General features: G+C 63.4%; 14 protein-coding genes. 6 read left to right on the forward strand and 8 right to left on the reverse strand.

All coding sequences use genetic code 11. From position 1 onward, the window contains the following. Positions 1-37: 37 nt before the first annotated feature. Complete coding sequence (locus FQ755_RS04565) at positions 38-1,102, reverse strand: HoxN/HupN/NixA family nickel/cobalt transporter (RefSeq protein WP_144151362.1); 1,065 nt, start codon at positions 1,100-1,102, stop codon at positions 38-40. 206 nt (positions 1,103-1,308) lie between these two features. Between FQ755_RS04565 and nikR the strand changes: the two genes are divergently transcribed. The 3 genes from nikR (at position 1,309) to FQ755_RS04580 (ending at position 3,382) form a co-directional block, all read left to right on the forward strand. Then, positions 1,309-1,767, forward strand: a complete 459-nt coding sequence (nikR, locus tag FQ755_RS04570; RefSeq protein ID WP_144151364.1) for a nickel-responsive transcriptional regulator NikR — start codon at positions 1,309-1,311, stop codon at positions 1,765-1,767. Positions 1,768-1,852: 85 nt separating this feature from the next. After that, a complete protein-coding gene (locus FQ755_RS04575) occupies positions 1,853-2,971 on the forward strand; it encodes a 3-deoxy-7-phosphoheptulonate synthase (protein WP_144151366.1) in 1,119 nt (372 codons plus the stop codon). A gap of 51 nt (positions 2,972-3,022) precedes the next feature. After that, entirely contained in the window at positions 3,023-3,382 is a 360-nt protein-coding gene (locus FQ755_RS04580; protein WP_260858297.1) for a hypothetical protein, read from the forward strand. Positions 3,383-3,444: 62 nt separating this feature from the next. On the opposite strand, the gene FQ755_RS04585 is transcribed toward FQ755_RS04580, so the two are convergent. The 6 genes from FQ755_RS04585 to FQ755_RS04610 form a co-directional block, all read right to left on the reverse strand. Further along, the gene (locus FQ755_RS04585; protein ID WP_144151368.1) at positions 3,445-4,020 is read right to left on the reverse strand and encodes a GNAT family N-acetyltransferase; all 576 of its coding nucleotides are present in this window, start codon (positions 4,018-4,020) and stop codon (positions 3,445-3,447) included. A gap of 10 nt (positions 4,021-4,030) precedes the next feature. Further along, on the reverse strand, positions 4,031-5,527 hold the full coding sequence (locus tag FQ755_RS04590) for a heavy metal sensor histidine kinase (protein WP_144151370.1): 1,497 nt from the start codon (positions 5,525-5,527) through the stop codon (positions 4,031-4,033). Beyond that, entirely contained in the window at positions 5,524-6,210 is a 687-nt protein-coding gene (locus tag FQ755_RS04595; RefSeq protein WP_074295923.1) for a heavy metal response regulator transcription factor, read from the reverse strand. The genes FQ755_RS04590 and FQ755_RS04595 overlap by 4 nt, the downstream gene beginning before the upstream one ends. An 87-nt stretch (positions 6,211-6,297) precedes the next feature. Beyond that, positions 6,298-7,779 (reverse strand): efflux transporter outer membrane subunit, encoded by a 1,482-nt coding sequence (locus tag FQ755_RS04600; RefSeq protein WP_144151372.1) that lies wholly within the window; start codon positions 7,777-7,779, stop codon positions 6,298-6,300. After that, a complete protein-coding gene (locus tag FQ755_RS04605; protein WP_144151374.1) occupies positions 7,779-9,002 on the reverse strand; it encodes an efflux RND transporter periplasmic adaptor subunit in 1,224 nt (407 codons plus the stop codon). The genes FQ755_RS04600 and FQ755_RS04605 overlap by 1 nt, the downstream gene beginning before the upstream one ends. A 22-nt stretch (positions 9,003-9,024) precedes the next feature. Then, a complete protein-coding gene (locus FQ755_RS04610; RefSeq protein WP_144151376.1) occupies positions 9,025-12,228 on the reverse strand; it encodes an efflux RND transporter permease subunit in 3,204 nt (1,067 codons plus the stop codon). 660 nt (positions 12,229-12,888) lie between these two features. Here FQ755_RS04610 and FQ755_RS04615 point away from each other — a divergent pair. Beyond that, positions 12,889-13,950 (forward strand): DMT family transporter, encoded by a 1,062-nt coding sequence (locus FQ755_RS04615; RefSeq protein ID WP_144151378.1) that lies wholly within the window; start codon positions 12,889-12,891, stop codon positions 13,948-13,950. A gap of 53 nt (positions 13,951-14,003) precedes the next feature. Here FQ755_RS04615 and FQ755_RS04620 read toward each other — a convergent pair whose 3' ends face one another. Further along, positions 14,004-15,128: a mandelate racemase/muconate lactonizing enzyme family protein gene (locus FQ755_RS04620; RefSeq protein ID WP_144151380.1), complete on the reverse strand. Its 1,125-nt coding sequence runs from the start codon at positions 15,126-15,128 to the stop codon at positions 14,004-14,006. Positions 15,129-15,255: 127 nt separating this feature from the next. On the opposite strand from FQ755_RS04620, the gene FQ755_RS04625 reads away from it, so the two are divergent. Both FQ755_RS04625 and FQ755_RS04630 read left to right on the forward strand, forming a co-directional pair. Next, positions 15,256-16,185, forward strand: a complete 930-nt coding sequence (locus tag FQ755_RS04625) for a LysR substrate-binding domain-containing protein (RefSeq protein ID WP_144151382.1) — start codon at positions 15,256-15,258, stop codon at positions 16,183-16,185. Between the two features lie 178 nt (positions 16,186-16,363). Next, positions 16,364-18,115 carry an IlvD/Edd family dehydratase gene (locus tag FQ755_RS04630; protein ID WP_144151384.1) on the forward strand — a complete coding sequence of 584 codons (1,752 nt, stop codon included), beginning with the start codon at positions 16,364-16,366 and terminating at the stop codon, positions 18,113-18,115. Positions 18,116-18,299 lie beyond the last annotated feature (184 nt).

The raw sequence follows: 18,299 nt of genomic DNA on the forward strand, positions 1-18,299 counted from the left end.
CACTCCGGCTAAGCGTAATGCCGTAAGCCGCTGCGCGTCAGGTCGATTCGACCCGCACGTCGACGTCCTCGAAACGCTTCCAGCGATAGATCGCCGCCGACAGCAGCCAGCTGACAATGAACACGCCGACGATCATGTAGCCGATCAGCCCGAAATTGTCGTTCAGGCTGCCGACGGCGCCCCAGAACGCGCCGGACAGATGCAACTGGTCGCCGATCAGCCCCAGCCCCTCGATGCCGCCCACCAGCAGCGCCACCAGCACGGAAATCGTCGTGATGGTGATGTTGTAGTAGAGCTTGCGGATCGGCTTGACGAAGGCCCAGCCATAGGCGCCGAGCATCAGGATGCTGTCGGTGGAATCGATCAGCGTCATCCCCGCCGTGAACAAGATGGGAAAGACGAGAATCGACCAGATCGGCAGGCCCTGCGCCGCGCTGGCGGCGGAAATGCCCAGCAGGCCGACCTCCGTTGCCGTGTCGAAGCCGAGACCGAACAGAAAGCCCAGAAAGTACATATGCCAGCTTTTCGTAATCAGGCTGAACAGCGGCCGGAAGATGCGCGCCAGGAAACCGCGGCTCGCGAGCAGCAGGTCGAAGTCTTCGTCCACGTAAGGCTCGCCGTTGCGCACGCGGCGAAATGCGCGTATTACCGAGCGCAGGATCACCAGATTCATCAGCGCAATCGCAAACAGGAACAGCGTGGAGACGATCGTGCCGAGCACCGCACCGACCTCCTTCAGCCCATCCATGCGGTGTTGCAGCGCCAAAGCGGTAGCGGCGATGCCCGCCGAGGCCAGCACCACGATGGTGGAATGGCCCAGTGAAAACATCAGCCCGACGCCGACCGGCCGCTGGCCGGCCTGCATCAGCTTGCGCGTGACATTGTCGATGGCGGCGATGTGGTCGGCGTCCACCGCGTGCCGCAGGCCGAACGAGTATGCCAGCAGGCTCGTACCCATCAGCAGCGGATAATGGTGAAAGGCGATGAAGGCCCAGCCCCACGCGGCCACGTTGAATAGGAGCAGAAACGCATAGAGCCCGACGATTTTCTGCCGCAGCGGGCCGCCGCCGGCGCCGAACAGCGCTTTTATCCTGTCTGTCATGAGGGGGTTCCTGTCTGCCACGGGCCGTTGTCGTGAGCGCGAAACGAGTCGCTCGCCTCAATAATACTTTTTTCAAAAAAGATCATATCGCGGCGCGGGCTTTTTCCTGCTTTTCGATGGGCGTGGCGCGCGTTCGGTTACGATGGTTCAGTTACGATGGTTCGGTTACGATGGGATAACCCCACGATCCGCCGCGAGGACCCGCCATGCAACGAATCACGATCACCATCGACGACGACCTGCTCGCCGTGGTCGACACGCTGGTGGCGCAGCGCGGTTATACGAGCCGTTCGGAGGCGTTTCGCGACATCGTCCGCGAAACTCAGGCGCATGCGCGCGAGACAGCGCCGGACAGCCAATGTGTAGCGACCCTGACTTACGTGTACGACCATGCCACCCGCGAGCTGGCGCGCCGCATCACCCAGGCGCATCATGACCGGCATGATCTCGCGGTGGCCAGCATGCGGGTCCATCTCGACCATGAAAGCCTGCTGGAATCGTCGGTGCTAAGAGGCCGCGCGCATGACGTCGCGGCCTTCGCGGACAGCCTGACAAGCCAGCGCGGCGTGCGCTACGCGCATCTGCATACGATTCCGGTCACCATCGAGCACACCGAACATCCTCATGGCGACGACACGCCCCGGCACGAACATCTGCACGTCTGAATAGGCCCGGCGTGCATGCGGTAGACGCCTTGAGCGCCCCAGATGCGATAATCGAGGGCTACCACCGCGCACCCAGGAGAGTATTTTGAGCGGCATCGACAATCCTTTACATGACCAGGAAGTCGGCGTTGCCGACGCCACCCAGGACACCACCCGCATCGACGACACGCGGATCGGCGCGGTACGTCCGCTCATTTCGCCCGCCCTGCTGCAGGACGAACTGCCGGTGCCGCCGCGCGTGCAGACGCTCGTCGAGCAAAGCCGCGTGGCGATTGCCGACATCCTGCACGGCCGCGACGACCGGCTGGTGGTGGTGGTCGGCCCCTGCTCGATTCACGATCACGACCAGGCGATCGATTACGCGCGCCGCCTCAAGCAGGCCGCCGACGCGCTGCAGGAAGACCTGCTGATCGTCATGCGCGTGTACTTCGAAAAGCCGCGCACCACGGTGGGCTGGAAGGGCTACATCAACGATCCGCGGCTCGACGGCAGCTTCCGCATCAACGAAGGGCTGCGCCGGGCGCGGCAACTGCTGCTGGAAATCAGCGCGCTCGGCCTGCCGACCGCGACCGAATTCCTCGATCTGCTGAGCCCGCAATACATTGCGGATCTGGTGGCATGGGGCGCAATCGGCGCGCGCACGACGGAAAGCCAGAGCCATCGCCAGTTGGCTTCCGGCCTGAGCTGCCCGATCGGCTTCAAGAACGGCACGGACGGCGGCGTGCAGATCGCCTCGGACGCGATCGTCGCGGCGGCCGCAAGCCACGCCTTCATGGGCATGACCAAGATGGGCATGGCGGCGATCTTCGAAACGCGCGGCAATGACGACGCCCACGTGATCCTGCGCGGCGGCAAGAAAGGGCCGAACTACGACGCCGCATCGGTCGAAGCAAGCTGCGCCGTGTTGCGCGCGGCCGGCTTGCGCGAGCAGGTGATGGTGGATTGCTCGCATGCGAATTCGGGCAAGTCGCATCTGAAGCAGATCGACGTGGCGCAGGATCTGGCGCGTCAGCTCTCGGCTGGCGAAAAGCGCATCATCGGCGTGATGATCGAGAGCAATCTCGAGGAAGGCCGCCAGGATCTGAAGCCGGGCGTGCCGCTGCGCTGCGGCGTGTCGATTACCGATGCGTGCCTGAGCTGGGTGCAGACCGAGCCGGTGCTCGAGACGCTGGCCCGCGCGGCACGCGAGCGGCGTGCGCGTTGATCGCCACGCCTGAAAACACATACGCGTGATCTGCGCACAACGGCGGCAACCATGACGGAACGCATCAGCAAGAAAGTGACGTATCTCGTCAGCATTTTCATTGGCACGCCCACGGAGCGGCACGCCAAGATCAAGGACATCGCCTCGCAAATCTCCGCGGGCGACTACGAGTTCCTGCATCTGCATCAGATGGGCGCGTTTCTGGTGCTCAACACGGACCGCGGCGCGCGAGAACTCGCCAACGCGTTTTCAGCGGCAACCGCGCCTGACGACCGTCTGTTCATCTCCGAGGTGGGTCAGGACTGGCACACGCTAGGGCTGAACAAGGCGTCGTTCTGGCTGCAGAATCATCTTGCGACGAAGACGCAAACCGTGGCGGAGAAAAAGGGCAATCCTTTCGGGGACAATTGAGCTTGCGGTTAAGCGGCTGCCGGCATCGCTGCCCGGCAGGTCGCCTCGTGCGCGCGCCCGGCTTACGCCAGCCCGCCGTCCGATTCGCCCCATGTCTGAAGCCAGCGCGCGCGTGAGATCGAACAGATGTGCAGATCGCTCGGCGCGCTGCTCACCACCTTCGACGTCTGGTTGGGTTCGACAAGCTGCAAGCCGAGCTTGTCGAGCGTCCGGATGCTGCGCTGGTTCCACAGCGCCGCGCCGGCCCACACCTCGCCGACCTGCATGACCGTGAACGCGTAGCGGATGACGGCTTGCGCCGCTTCCACGGCAAGCCCCGCACTCCAGCGCGACGGATGCAGCCAGTAGGCCAGATTCCAGCTCCCCGGCACGTCGCGCTGCACGAGCGACACCTGGCCCACGCAACGTGCGCCGCCAGCAAGGTCGATTGAAAATACGCGCGCTTTGCCGTCCACCGACATGGCGAGCATCGACTCGAACCACGCTTGCAGCTTGCCGCGCCGTTGCAGGTCGGCGAGCGGCAAATCGTAGGGAAAGTCCGCTGAGCCGACCGCCGCGGCTAACGCCGCGTGGTCGGAGGCGACCGCGGGTCTGAGCAGACAGCGATCGGTAGGTAGGAGGACGGGGACGTTTTCCATTTCCCTCGCCTTACATCGACATGCGCCCTGCCGGGGCCGGCTCGGCCGTCACCTTATTGCCCGCGTTGATGGCACAAGCGCCGCTGTTGACGCTGACGTTACGTTCGACCGTCACCGCCGTCTCACGCACACCTTGCACGTCGATACGCGATGCGTCGACCGAGAACGCAAAGGTATTCATGCCGTTGGCGCTTTCCACCGACACCGTGCCGCGATGCATCTCGGCAATCGCCTTCACGATTGCCAGCCCCAGGCCATGATTCTCGCGGCTGTTGGTGCGCGACGCTTCGGCCCGATAGAAACGGTCGAACAGATGGTCGAGCTTCGAAGGATCGATGGGCGGCCCCGGATTGCTGACCGCGATGCGCACCGTGTCCTCCTCGCGGGCAATCGTCACCCGCACCGTGTCATGCGGCGCGCAATGCTGGATCGCGTTCATCAGCAGATTGGTGCAGGCGCGGCCGAACAGCGAGCGGTTCACCAGCGCCATCGCGTCGCCGCGCGACACTACGCGCACCTGAGCCTCTTCGAACGGAATCTCCAGAAACTCCAGGGTGCGCGCCACTTCCGTGGCGAGCGACACCTCGACGAGCCCGGTCGCCCGCTCGCCCTGATCGGCGCGCGCGAGAAACAGCATGTCGTTGATGATCGCGCGCATGCGTTCGAACTCTTCCAGATTCGATTGCAGCGTATGACGCAGGTCGTCCACCGAGCGGTTGCGGGTCAGCGCCACCTCGGTCTGGCCAATCAGGATCGTCACCGGCGTGCGCAGTTCGTGGGCGACGTCGGCATTAAACGATTCGAGCCGCCCATACGCACCGTCGAGCCGCTCAAGGGCGCCGTTGAACGAATTAGCGAGATCGTTCAGCTCGAACGGCAGCGAAGCCGTATTCAGGCGCTGCGAGCGATTATTCGGGCTGACCTCGGAAGCGTCTTTGGTGAGACGCCGCAGCGGCGCGAGTCCGATACGCGTCACCGAATAACTCAGCAGCAGCACCGCGAGGCTGCCCAACGCCGACAGCGCGGCGAGCGCCGCGCCGAATGCCCGCATGGTCCGCACGTTGGGCTGGCAGCTCGCCGCCACCTGCAGTTGCACCGCCGGCCGCACGCCGCTCGCCGGTATCGAGATCGTGCGCGTGAGCATGGCCTCGCCGCCGTCGGCGGGTTCCACGCGCATGTAACCGCCCGTCCAGCTATCCGTCACGCGTCCCTGCACCGGCGTGCCGTAATGGAACGACGGGTCGGAACTGGAAACCGTGTAGGTGGTGGTGCCGTCACGCGGCGACATGTCCGTCAGCTTTTCGCGTGCCATGCGCCATTTGTCCGCCGTGACCGAGTGATACACGATGATCTTGGCGATCTCCATGCGGTCGTCGAGCGATTCGCGCAAATGGTGGTTCAACTGCGTGCGCATCACGATGAACAACCCGGAGCCGACCAGCGTAAACACCGACAAGGCGACGAGCGCGAACATCACGGCAAGCCGGCGGGCAATCGAACGGTTCATGACAATTCGGCCTCCTCACGGACTTCGAGCACATAGCCCATGCCGCGCACGGTGTGCAGCAGCTTGGTGCGAAACGGGCCGTCGAGCTTGGCGCGCAATCGTTTGATCGCGGTTTCGACCACGTTGGTGTGGCTGTCGAAGTTCACGTCCCAGACCAGTTCGGTAATCGCGGTCTTGGACAGAATGTCGCCCTGGCGGCGTGCCAGAACGCTCAGCAACTGGAATTCCTTGGCGGTCAGATCGAGACGCACGCCGTCGCGCGTGGCGCGGCGGCCGATCAGATCCACGAACAGGTCGCCCACCGAGATCAGCGTCGACTCCTGCGAACGGGTGCGGCGCGCGAGTGCATGCAGGCGCTCCACCAGTTCGAGGAACGAGAACGGCTTGGTCAGATAATCGTCCGCGCCTTCGCGCAAGCCGCGCACGCGATCGTTGATGTGATCGCGCGCGGTGAGCATGATGACCGGCGTGGATTTGCGCATGCGCAGCGCCTTGAGCACGCTGAAGCCGTCGCGCTTGGGCAGCATCACGTCGAGGACGATCACGTCGTAGTCGAACTCGGTGGCCAGATGCATGCCTTCCTCGCCGTCGAGCGCGATGTCGACCACCCATCCCTGCTCGGTCAAACCCGAGCGCAGGTAGTCCACCACTTTGTGTTCATCTTCGACGATGAGCAGTTTCATTACGCCCCCTGAGTCCTTACATTATACGAAACACCTTGTTTTTACGTCGGCTGGCCGCCCTATCCTCTTCAGGTGAACAGGTGACACTCATTTCGACTGGTTCATGGCCTGCTGTTTCTCGTCGATCGGCGCGCTGACATCCCAGCCGCCGCCCAACGCCTTTACCAGCGCAACCGACAGGGTCATCTGCTGGCCGAGAATCTGCACGTCCTGGCGCTCGGCGGTGAGCAGCGTCTGCTGCGCGGTGATCACGTCCAGATAGGCGACGAGGCCGCCGGAATAACGGTCGTTGGCAAGCGAGAGCAAGCTCTGCGAATCCACCACGGCCTGATGCGACTGCTTCGCCGCGCCGTCCAGCACCGAGAGACCGGTCACGCCGTCCTGCACCTGCTGGAATGCGGTGAGCACGGTCTGACGATAATTTGCCTCGGCCTGCTGATAGCCTTCACTCGCGAACTTGACGTTCGCCGAGCGGCGGCCGCCATCGAACACGACCTGCGAAACCGCTGCGCCCAGCGTCCACATCAGGCTCGGCGCGCTCAACAGATCGGCGAAATTGGTGCTCTGCCAGCCGATGCTCGGCGTGAGCGTCAGGCTCGGGAAAAATGCCGCCTTGGCGACGCCGATCTGCGCATTGGCCGCCGCCATCGCGCGTTCCGCCGAGGCCACGTCGGGGCGCCGCTGCAGCACGTCGCTCGGCACACCGAGCGGAATCACCGGCACCTGCGAAGCGACCACCTTCGGCTCGATCACGAATTGCGGCGCGGGCACGCCGACCAGCGCGGCGATCGCGTGCTCGAACTGGGCGCGCTGCACGAGCAGCAGTTGCGCCTGCACTTTGGTCGAATCGAGTTCCGACTTCTGCTGCAATACGTCGAGCCCCGATACCGAGCCCAGATCGTGTTCCGACGTTACGTAGTCGAGTGCTTTCTGCTGCAGCACCACCGACTGGTTCAACACGTCGATCTCGGAATCGAGTTCGCGCAGCGAATAGTAGTCGCTGGCGAGATCGGTGGTCAGCACGAGCCGCGCGTTGGCGAGATCGTCGGCCGATTGTTCGGCGGAGGCCTTTGCGCCTTCGACTTCGCGGCGAATCCGCCCGAACAGGTCGGTGTCGTAGTCGATCGACGGACCGACGATCAGGCCGTTTTGCACGGTCGACGAGTTGGGCGTCCCATAGCTCGTCAGCGGCCGGTTCTTCGAAATCTTCAGCCGCTCGGCGTTACCGCCCACGTCAACCTCGGGAATTTCCTGGGCGGCGGTATTGGCGAGCGTCGCCTTGGCCTGCTCGTAATGCGCCACCGCGGCGGCCAGCGTCTGGTTCTGGTCGAGCGCCTCACCTTCCAGCGTGTTGAGCGTCGCGTCGTTATAGCCCGTCCACCAGGTCAGGGCGATCGGCGCATGCGACGGCTCGGCCACCCGCCAGTACGAGTCGGTGCGCCACTCGGGCGGCGCATCGGCGTGCGGCTGGTGATAATCGGGGCCCACGGTGCAGGCTGCCAGCAGCGCGGCGCCCACCGCCGCAGCGACCACGCGCAGCGGCGGCACAGCGATCGAACCTCCGCGCATCACGCCGCCCCCTTGTTGGTGGCCGACGGCTTCTGGATCTGCACGTGATCGCCATCGGCAATCGAATCGCTCGGATTGATGATGATCTTGTCGGTCGCCTCGATGCCGCTTTCGACTTCGAGCGTGTTGCCGAGATCCTGCGCAATCACGACCTTGCGCAGATGCACGACGCCATTATTGTCGACTACTGCCATTTGCGTGCCTTGCGCGCGGAACAGCAGCGCATTGCCCGGCACAAGGATATTGGCATGCGTCGTCGACGGTACGGCCACCTGCACGTATGCGCCCGGACGCAGCGCGCCGTCCGCATTCGGCAGGCGCACTTCGATCTGCAGCGAACGGGTCGGCACGTCGATGGCGCCGGCAATGTGCGTGATGGTGCCGTGGAACTGCTTGCCCGGCAATTCGGCCTGGGTCACCACGACCTGCTGACCGACCGTCACGTTCTGCGCATAAGCCTGCGGCAGTTGCACGTAGACCCGCAGCGGATCGGACTGGGCCAGCGCGAACAGCGCGCGGCTGGTGCCGCTGCCCGCGTCGATCAGGTCGCCGACGTCCACGTTACGCTGCGTCACCACGCCATCGAACGGCGCGACGATGCGTTTGAACGATTCGAGCTGGTTCAGGCGCCGCACGTTGGCGTCAGCGGCGGCGAGGTTCGCCACGTCCTGGGTGTAAGTGCTTTGCCGTTCATCCAGTTCCTGCTGCGAGACGGCATCGCGCTGGCGCAGTTGCTGCCAGCGCTCATAGGAACTCTTTGCAAGGCCGAGGCTCGAGTTGATCTGGTCGCGCTGCGCCTTGGCCTGCTGCAGTTCCTGGTCGATTTCCGGCGTATCGAGGTCGGCCAGCAACTGACCTGCCTTCACATGCGCGCCGATATCGACGTACCAGTGCAGCAGATAACCCGTGGCGCGTGCAAAGATCGGCGATTCGACATAGCCGCGCAGCGTACCCGGCAGCAGCGTGTTACCGCTGCCGTCGGCCTGCTTGGGCGTCACGACGTTCACGTATTGCACGGCGTTTTGCTGGGTCGTTTCGGCCACCGAACGATTTTGCAGAATATCGGCCACCACGGTGCGTATTGCACCGAGCGCGAGCAGCGCCAGCACGATCCAGATTGCGATCTTGGCGCGTTTCCATTCCTGTTGGCGGGGCGGCAAAGCGTGCCCATCCTCAGTGTCCCGCGCGGGGATTGCTAGCGAAGCATGAGTTTTTTCGGTCATCTCAGTCAGCCGTCATTTAACGTTACGCGTGCTTGCCATCGTCGGCGCTAACGCCGTCGTCGGGGCCCTGCTCTCCATGCGTGCCACCGTTACGGCGAGCGAGGCGCGTATGGATTGCCGCAAAAACCAGCGGCACAAAAAAGAGCGTTGAAATCGTTGCGAACAGCAGGCCGCCGATCACGGCACGGCCCAGCGGCGCATTCTGCTCCGCGCCTTCGCCAAGACCGAGCGCCATCGGGATCATGCCGATGATCATGGCGAAGGCGGTCATCAGCACCGGGCGGATCCGGCTCGCGCCGGCCTCGAGCGCGGCGGCAAGCGGCAGCGAACCGGCGTGCAGCCGCTGCCGTGCGAACGACACCATCAGAATACTGTTCGCGGTCGCCACGCCCATGGTCATGATGGCGCCGGTCAACGCCGGCACGCTCAGGTGCGTGCCGGTGAGGAACAGCATCCACATGATGCCCGCCAAAGCCGCCGGCAGCGCACTAATAATGATCAGCGGATCGACCCATGACTGGAAGTTCACCACGATCAGCAGATACACCAGCACGATGGCCATTGCGACGCCCACGCCCAAGCCGAAGAACGACGTGCGCATAGTCTGCACCTGGCCGCGCACGACGATCTGGCTGCCGCGCGGCAAGGTCGCACGGGCCTGGTCCACCAGTTTGTTCACCTGCGCGGCCACGCTGCCCAGATCGCGCTTTTCAACACTCACATACAGGTCGATCACCGGCCGGATGTTGTAGTGCGACACGAGTGCGAACTGGCTTTGCGGACCGACCCGCACGAGGTTGCCGAGCAGTTGCGTCGGCCCGTTGGAAGCCGCCGACACCGGCGTGCGCAACAACTGGTCGATCGAGGAGATGTCGTACTGCGGCGTCTGGATCGCCACGCTGTATTCGACCCCGTTCTTGTTGTTGAACCAGAAGCTCGGTGCTGTCTGCGTACTGCCCGACAGAGAGATGAGCACGTTCTGCGCCACGTTGTTGGCGCTGAGGTTCAGCTGCTGCAAGCGGGTCCGATCCATGTCCAGATTGATCACCGGCTCGTCGATCAGCTGCTGGATGTGGGTATCCACCGTGCCGGGAATCTGCCGCACTTTCTTGTAGAGCTGGCGCGCCACGTCGAAATTGCCCTGCTGGTCGTTACCCACCACCTGCACGTCGATGGCCGCGGGCAACCCGAAGTTCAGGATCTGCGTCACGATGTCGGCGGGCTGGAAGAAAAACTCCACGCCCGGAAAGCGTTGCGGCAGGATCTGGCGCAGCTTGTCGACATAGGTCTGGGTGGGCTTGTGGTCCTCATTAAGCGCCACCTGAATTTCGCCGTCCAGCGTGCCGATCGTGCCGGAATTGCTGTACGAAAGATTAATACCGCTATATGGCAGGCCGAGGTTGTCGAGAATCGTCACCAGCTCCTTCTGCGGCACCACCTCACGGATGACCTTTTCCACTTCGTCGGCCAGACGCGCCGTTTCTTCGATACGCGTACCGGTGGGCGCGCGCATGTGCAGACGGATGTCGCCGGCGTCGACGGCCGGGAAAAAGTCTTCACCGAGCACGAACACCAAGCCCATCGACGCAATACAGAAGCCGAGGAATATCGCGCCGAACCGGCCGCGGCGCACCAGCACGGTGCTCAGGATGACGATATAAGCGGCCCGCATGCGCTCGAAACCGGCGTCGAAGCGGTGATAAAGCCGCATGAACAGATTCGGTTTGGCGCCCTCTTTCGGCTTGTGCGCATGCCCCATCAGCAGCATGGCGAGAGTCGGCACCAAGGTACGCGAGAGGATGTACGACGCGATCATGGCGAACACCACCGCCTCGGCGAGCGGCACGAACAGGTATTTCGCCACGCCCGTCAGGAAGAACATCGGCACGAACACGATACAGATACACAGCGTGGAGACCAGCGCAGGCACCGCGATTTCGCCGGCACCTTCGAGAATCGCCTCGTGCAGATCCGTGCCCATATGCAGGTGCCGTTCGATATTCTCGATCGTCACCGTGGCGTCGTCCACCAGAATCCCGACCGCCAGCGCGAGCCCGCCCAGCGTCATGATATTGATGGTCTGACCCAGCGCGTGCAGAACGATGAGCGAGCTCAGAATCGACAGCGGAATCGACACCGCAATAATGCAGGTACTTCGCCAGTTGCCGAGAAACAGCAGAATCATCGCCGCGGTCAGCGCGGCCGCCACGAGCGCCTCGCGGATCACGCCCTGCACCGCCGCTTTCACGAACACCGACTGGTCGAACAGCGCCTTGACGTTGAGATCGGCCGGCAAGGCCGCGCGCGCTGTCGGCAAGAGCGCCTTTAGAGAATCCACGATCGCCAGGGTCGACGCACTACCGGTCTTGAGCACCGACATCAGCACGCCGCGATGACCGTCCTGACGCACGATATTGGTCTGAGGAGAATAACCGTCGCGCACGTGCGCGACCTCCCGCAGATAAGTGGTGGCGCCATTGAGCGTGCGCACCGGCATGTCGTTCAGACCCGCAATGGTGGCGGGCGACCCGTTCATGTTGACGGTGTATTCCTTGGGTCCGATCTTGGCGGTGCCTGTCGGCAGAATCAGGTTCTGCGCGTTAAAGGCGTTCACCACGTCGGCGGGCGTCATGCCTTTTGCGAGCAAGGCGCGCGTGTCGAGGTCGACCGAAACGAGGCGTGATTTGCCGCCGTATGGATACGGCACCGCTGCGCCTGGAATCGTCACCAGTTGCGGGCGCAGGAAGTTGAGCGCGACGTCGTTGAGATCCTGCTCCGACTCGCTCGGACTCGACAGGCCGAGTTGGATCACCGGAATACTGGAGGCCGAATAGCTGATCACCAGCGGCGGCGTCGCGCCTGGCGGCATCTGCTTCAACTGCGCCTGTTCAACCGCGACCGTCTGCGCGATGGCGGTCTGGATATTCGCGGTGGGCTGCAGGAACAGCTTGATGATCGTGATGCCGGCGAGCGACTGCGACTCGATGTGCTCGATGTCGTTGACCGTCGTGGTCAGGCTGCGCTCATTGACCGACGTGATCCGGTTGGCCATGTCCTCGGCGGACAGACCCGTATAGCTCCAAATAATGCTGACCACCGGAATATTGATTTCCGGCAGCACGTCCACTGGCGTCGTCAGCAAGACAAACGGCGTTGCCAGCAGGATCAGAATAGCCATCACGATGAACGTGTATGGCCGCTTTAGCGCAACGTTGACAATCCACATTGAAACGCGCCCGAAAGAATGCTGGAAGGATGAGAAGTCGCCGTGGCCGAACTTACACGACGTTCGCGCCAGATCAACGTTGACGAATGCGCGGAACAGCCGCATCGACAATCGCGCCGGCAAGGCTGCCCGCGAAAGCGACCCCGCGCCACGGTAAAGCTGCGCCTATGCTAATTGCCTCGCACCAACGTCTGCATGGCACCAAAATGGCAAAACTGTCAGGAAGGCAAATGCAAGCTGGTGTGCCTCGACGGATAATTCCGGCGACCCCGCTGGCGCCCCGATTGCCATTGGTTTTGGCAAATAAAGCACCGTCATCGAGCATAGCGGGTTTGTATTACAACGCGAATCGGGTGTGATCCCAGCAAGCGACGCGGTTTATTACAGCAGATTGCAGCGGTGCGACCCGCACCCAGTTTGGTCCGCCCCTGTGTACCTTGTATTATTGAACGATCAGTCATAATATTGGACCGGAATGCCGCGTTGTCCGCAAGTAAATGGGTGCAGACGCAGTGGATTTTATGCATCATCCAGGCGACATTCATTCTGGGTATTTCGCCTTAAATAAGCACTATTTTAGTAGCCATGCAATCGCACCCGTTCCATGGCAAAGAACGGTCCGGTGCCTCCCTCTCTCGCCTAATTTTTGAACAATCATTCATGAATTCACCCGTCGAATCGCCCGCTGCGCTGACTCCCTCTCAGGACACCCCACCCAGTTCCGAGCCGTCGGTTGATGCCTATGGCAGCTACGCCAAAGGTCTGCTGTGCTGCCTGATCGCGACGGTTTCGTTCGGCCTGATGTTTCCCGTGATGACGAGCGCACTCACGCGGATCGACCCTTTTACCTTCACCTCGTTACGCTACGTGGTTGCCGGCGCTGCGTTTCTGCTGTTATTGCGCCACAAGGAAGGAGCGACGGCCCTGCGGTTGAAGGGCCAGCCAGTGTTGCGCGCGTGGGCGCTGGGGTCGATCGGCTTCGCGGGTTTTGGTGCATTCGTCTTTCTTGGCCAGCAAATGGCCGGACGCGACGGCGCGCTCACGGCCTCGATCATGATGGCCACGCAACCGATGCTGGGACTGCTGGTGAATTCGCTGGTGCGGCGCGTATTGCCGCCGCTCTACTCGTTTCTGTTCATTGTGCTGTCGTTTTGCGGTGTAGCGCTGGTGGTGACCAAAGGCGATATCGGCGGATTGCTGCGCGAACCGCAGGACTATGCGGCCAATGCGCTGATCGTCGTCGGCGCGCTGTGCTGGGTCATCTACACCTTCGGCGCGACCTTCTTCAGGGAGTGGTCGCCGCTGCGGTACACGACCATGACCATCTGCCTCGGTCTGACCACCATCATTGGGCTGAACCTCGCGCTTTTCGCAGCGCATGAGATTGTCGTGCCGGCGCTTGCCGACCTGGTGGGCATCGTGCCGCATCTGCTGTATATGGGGCTTGGCGCGGGATTCGTCGGCATCCTGTGCTGGAATCTCGGCAACCGCATCCTGACGCCGCTCAACGGCGTGCTCTTCATGGATGTCGTGCCGCTCACGACATTTATCGTCTCGGCATTGGCGGGGGTGATCGCCACGCCGGCACAAATCGCGGGCGGCGCCATGACCTGTGCCGCGCTGGTGTTCAACAACCTGTATTTGCGGCGGCGGGCGCGGCTGGGATCAGGTAAAGGGCCAGGTAAAGGGCCAGGTAAAGGGCCAAATAAAGGGACCCGGTAAAGGCAGGTAACGTTCGAAGCGCAGCAACGGCCGGCGTCCCTGCCAATTTTCCCCTATCGAACCTCACTCCACTTCCCATACTTCGCCACTGCCTGCTCATCAAAACCAAACCCGAGCCCCGGCGTCTGATGCAGCACAATGCGGCCGTTTTTATGTTCGAGCTGCCGGTCAATCAGGCGCCGGAAGTTGAGCACCTGGTCGTCCCAGAAATACTCCACATACCGCGCATTCGACGTCGCCGCCACCAGCGGCGCGTGGGCATCGTGGAACCAGTGCGGACACATCACCACGCCGTAACTCGATGCCGTCGCCGCAATGCGCCGCCATTCGGTGATGCCGCCGCATACCAGCGCATCGGTTTGCAGAATCGCCGCACCGCCCTTGTCGAGCAGTTCCTTGTGATACCAGCGGCCGTAGCCAATTTCGCCGGTTGCGATCGGCACCCGCGTCAGCTTCGCGAGACGGGCGTGATTGTCGATATCGTCCGGCGAAAACGGCTCTTCGATAAAGTACGGATCGTATTGCTCGATCCGTCGCACGTACTGCATGGCCTGGGTGGGATCGACCCAGCCGTTGTTGATGTCGATCATCAGTTCGACGTCCGGACCCACAGCTTCGCGCGCCGCCCGCACCCGCGCCTCTTCTTCGCGCGGGGAAAGCCGGCCGCCTTTCATCTTCACCGCCCTGAAACCCAGCTCGACGTAATGCGCCATTTCTTCGCCGAGCATGCCGGGCGTCTTGCCGTCCAGGTAATAGCCGCCACTCGCGTAAGCCGGCACCGTCTCCAGTTCGTTCGCGCCCAGGTACTTGTGCAACGGCACGCCATGCGTGCGGGCATTCAGATCCCACAAGGCCGTATCGAGAATGCTGATGGCGCGCATCACCGTGCCGGCGCGGCCCTGCAACAACGCCTCCTGGTACATCGCCTGCCACAGCCCTTCTACCGCATAGGAATCCTTACCGATCAGCACAGGCGCCAGCAACTGCTCCACGGCGACCCGCAGCAACTCCCCCGCCGCGCTGCCGACATAACAAAAGCCGATGCCTTCCACGCCATCGCCCGAGCGTATTTTCACGAGCCCGTAGTGGCGCGTCGATACCGTGCGGGTGGCGAACGAGGTCACGCGGTCCAGCGGCACGCCGGCCGCGCAAACCGACACCGATTCGATTCTGGGCATGTCTACACTCCTCCGTTTTTAGACGCCGTCCACGTCGAGCGTGACTCGGGCACAAACGAAGTGTGATAGCCGCGAGGCCTCAAAAACAGTATCCTTTGGCTTCTTCAAAAGATAAAAGTTTTATTCGATGGACTCGCGCTATCTGCAAAGCTTTGTCTACGTGGTCGAGCTCGGCTCGATCGCCGAAGCTGCTCGCAGGCTCGACCTGACGCCTGCCGCGGTGGCGCAGCGCGTCAAGATGCTCGAACAGGAACTGGGCGCCAGACTCGTGCGCCGCTCGGGGCGCACGGTGGGTACGACCGAGGCCGGCGAGCGGATTCTGGAGCGGGCGCGCGCGGTCCTGCACGACATCCGCGACCTGAAATCGGATCTGAACGACGCCACCGTGCTGGCCGGCGAACTGCGCCTCGGCGGCACCCCGACGATGATGACGAGCCTGATCCCCGACGTGCTCGCCGAACTGCTGGCGCGCCATCCCGGCATGGACATCTATCTCGAGCCGGGTACCTCGGTGGACCTGTACCGCAAGGTGGTGAGCGGCGATCTCGACGCAGCGGTGCTGGTGCAGCCGCTCTTCGATCTACCCAAAAGCTGCGACTGGCACACGTTCCGCGAAGAGCCGCTGGTATTGCTCACGCCGGCTTCAATGCCGGTGAGCGACGTGCACGAAGTGCTGCGCCGCGAGCCGTTTTTGCGCTACGACCGCAATGTGGTGGGCGGCCAACTCGCCGACGGCTATCTGCGCCAGCACGGCATCAAGCCACATCAGCGCTGCGAGCTGGACGGACTCGATGCGATCGCGGTGCTGGTGGATCGTGGACTCGGCGTGTCTCTGGTGCCCGACTGGCGCATGACGCGTTTCACCGGGCTCGCGCTCGCCAAATGGCCGTTGCCGCACGCCTTTCCGAAGCGCGTGGTGGGCATGCTGTGGGGCCGTTCGTCGGCGCGCATGCGGCTCGTGCACGCGTTCCTCAAAACCGCCATGGACCTGGAGCCCGACGCGTCGATCGCGCAGCCCGACCCGGCCGGCAAGAGCACGCGCCGTCGCGCAAAGTAGGCTTCACCCATCCGGAGCACAATAATGTTTGTGTCTGAAGACAGCGTGACCCGCTTGTTACAGGCCTGGAAGCTGCGATAGCCTGGCGCGTGCGATGCGGCGCGTCATGCCGCTCGTGAGGCCATGCGTGCGCCATGTGCCGCCCCTTCAACCCATCCAGCAGAAACGAGCCGAAACCATGACCGACAAGCCCGCCGCCCCGCCGCCCGACGACAGCCCCACGGGTCTGCGCAAAGGCCTGACCCATTACGGCGACAGCGGCTTCTCGCTGTTTCTGCGCAAGGCCTTCATCAAGGGCGCGGGCTACACGGACGCCGCGCTCGACCGGCCGGTAATCGGCATCGTCGACACCGGCAGCGCCTACAACCCCTGCCACGGCAACGCGCCGCAACTGATCGAAGCCGTCAAACGCGGCGTCATGCTGGCGGGCGGCCTGCCGATGGACTTCCCCACCATCTCGATCCACGAATCGTTCTCGCAGCCGACCAGCATGTACCTGCGCAACCTCATGTCCATCGACACCGAGGAGATGATCCGCGCCCAGCCGATGGATGCCGTCGTGCTGATCGGCGGTTGCGACAAGACCGTGCCCGCGCAGTTGATGGGCGCCGCCTCGGCCGGCATTCCCGCCATCCAGCTGATCACCGGCTCGATGCTGACCGGTTCGCATCGCGCGGAACGGGTCGGCGCCTGCACCGATTGCCGCCGTTACTGGGGCCGTTTTCGCGCCGAAGAAATCGACGAACAGGAAGTCTCCGCGGTCAACAATCAGCTCGTCGCCAGCGTCGGCACCTGCTCGGTGATGGGCACCGCGAGCACCATGGCGTGTCTCGCCGAGGCGCTCGGCATGACCGTGCCGGGCGGCGCATCGCCGCCGGCCGTGACCGCGGATCGCATGCGCATCGCCGAGCTGACCGGCACGCAAGCCGTGCAGATGGCGCATACGCGCCTCACCGTCGACCAGGTGCTGACCGCCAAGGCGTTCGAGAACGCGATGCGCGTGCTGCTCGCCATCGGCGGCTCGACCAATGGCATCGTGCATCTGAGCGCCATCGCCGGCAGGCTCGGTTTTGACGTGGACCTGCAGGCGCTCGACCGCATGGGCCGCGAAACGCCCGTACTGCTCGACCTGAAACCGTCCGGCCAGCATTACATGGAGGACTTCCACAAGGCCGGCGGCATGGCCACCTTGCTGCGCGAGCTGAAGCCCTGGCTGCACCTCGACGCGTTGACGGTCACCGGCCGCACCCTCGGCGAAGAAATCGAGGCGGCCGGCCCCGGTTTCGCGCAGGACGTGGTGCGTCCGCGCGACAATCCGATCTACCCGCAAGGCGGCATCGCCGTGCTGCGCGGCAATCTGGCACCGGACGGCGCGATCATCAAGCAGTCCGCCGCCGACGCGAAACTGATGGAACACACCGGCCGCGCCGTGGTATTCGAAAACGCCGAGGACCTCGCGCGCCGCATCGACGCCAACGATCTCGACGTCACCGCCGACGACATCCTCGTGCTGAAAAACATCGGCCCCAAGGGCGCGCCGGGAATGCCGGAGGCCGGCTACATCCCGATTCCGAAAAAGCTCGCGCGCGCCGGCGTCAAGGATATGGTGCGCATCTCCGATGGCCGCATGAGCGGCACGGCGTTCGGCACCATCGTGCTGCACGTCACGCCGGAAGCGGCGATCGGCGGCCCGCTTGCGCATGTGCGCAACGGCGACACGATCCGCCTGAGCGTCGCGCAACGCGAGATCAGCCTGCTGGTCAGCGACGCCGAGTTGGCGCAGCGCGCAGCCGAACGTCCAGTCAGCGTGCCGAGCGCCGAACGCGGCTATCTGAAGCTGTTTTTGCAAACCGTCACGCAGGCGGATCAGGGGGTCGATTTTGACTTTTTGCGGGCGGCCCAGCCACGCGGCACCATCCCCAAGGCGTGAGGCATGCGGACGGGCGCATGGCCCGTCGCGGTCGCCACCCGCTTCTATTGCCGCCCGGCTTAGGCGGTTGCAGCGGCCCATGCCGCCTGAACATGACTCTTGCGGATCTGACGGCGCGCCAAACACAAAAATAATTAACGTTTGAAGCAAGCGCGCCGCCCTTCTTCGCCGTTTGCGCTCACGC

It is taken from the genome of Paraburkholderia sp. BCC1885 (genome assembly GCF_900996235.1).
In the GTDB taxonomy this organism is placed as follows: Bacteria; Pseudomonadota; Gammaproteobacteria; order Burkholderiales; family Burkholderiaceae; genus Paraburkholderia.

What these genes read in the sequence shown, in the direction of transcription:
- FQ755_RS04565 (WP_144151362.1), bottom strand. Translation starts at nt 1,102, where the DNA reads ATGACAGACAGGATAAAAGCGCTGTTCGGCGCCGGCGGCGGCCCGCTG.
- nikR (WP_144151364.1), top strand. Translation starts at nt 1,309, where the DNA reads ATGCAACGAATCACGATCACCATCGACGACGACCTGCTCGCCGTGGTC.
- FQ755_RS04580 (WP_260858297.1), top strand. Translation starts at nt 3,023, where the DNA reads ATGACGGAACGCATCAGCAAGAAAGTGACGTATCTCGTCAGCATTTTC.
- FQ755_RS04585 (WP_144151368.1), bottom strand. Translation starts at nt 4,020, where the DNA reads ATGGAAAACGTCCCCGTCCTCCTACCTACCGATCGCTGTCTGCTCAGA.
- FQ755_RS04590 (WP_144151370.1), bottom strand. Translation starts at nt 5,527, where the DNA reads ATGAACCGTTCGATTGCCCGCCGGCTTGCCGTGATGTTCGCGCTCGTC.
- FQ755_RS04595 (WP_074295923.1), bottom strand. Translation starts at nt 6,210, where the DNA reads ATGAAACTGCTCATCGTCGAAGATGAACACAAAGTGGTGGACTACCTG.
- FQ755_RS04600 (WP_144151372.1), bottom strand. Translation starts at nt 7,779, where the DNA reads ATGCGCGGAGGTTCGATCGCTGTGCCGCCGCTGCGCGTGGTCGCTGCG.
- FQ755_RS04605 (WP_144151374.1), bottom strand. Translation starts at nt 9,002, where the DNA reads ATGACCGAAAAAACTCATGCTTCGCTAGCAATCCCCGCGCGGGACACT.
- FQ755_RS04610 (WP_144151376.1), bottom strand. Translation starts at nt 12,228, where the DNA reads ATGTGGATTGTCAACGTTGCGCTAAAGCGGCCATACACGTTCATCGTG.
- FQ755_RS04615 (WP_144151378.1), top strand. Translation starts at nt 12,889, where the DNA reads ATGAATTCACCCGTCGAATCGCCCGCTGCGCTGACTCCCTCTCAGGAC.
- FQ755_RS04620 (WP_144151380.1), bottom strand. Translation starts at nt 15,128, where the DNA reads ATGCCCAGAATCGAATCGGTGTCGGTTTGCGCGGCCGGCGTGCCGCTG.
- FQ755_RS04625 (WP_144151382.1), top strand. Translation starts at nt 15,256, where the DNA reads ATGGACTCGCGCTATCTGCAAAGCTTTGTCTACGTGGTCGAGCTCGGC.
- FQ755_RS04630 (WP_144151384.1), top strand. Translation starts at nt 16,364, where the DNA reads ATGACCGACAAGCCCGCCGCCCCGCCGCCCGACGACAGCCCCACGGGT.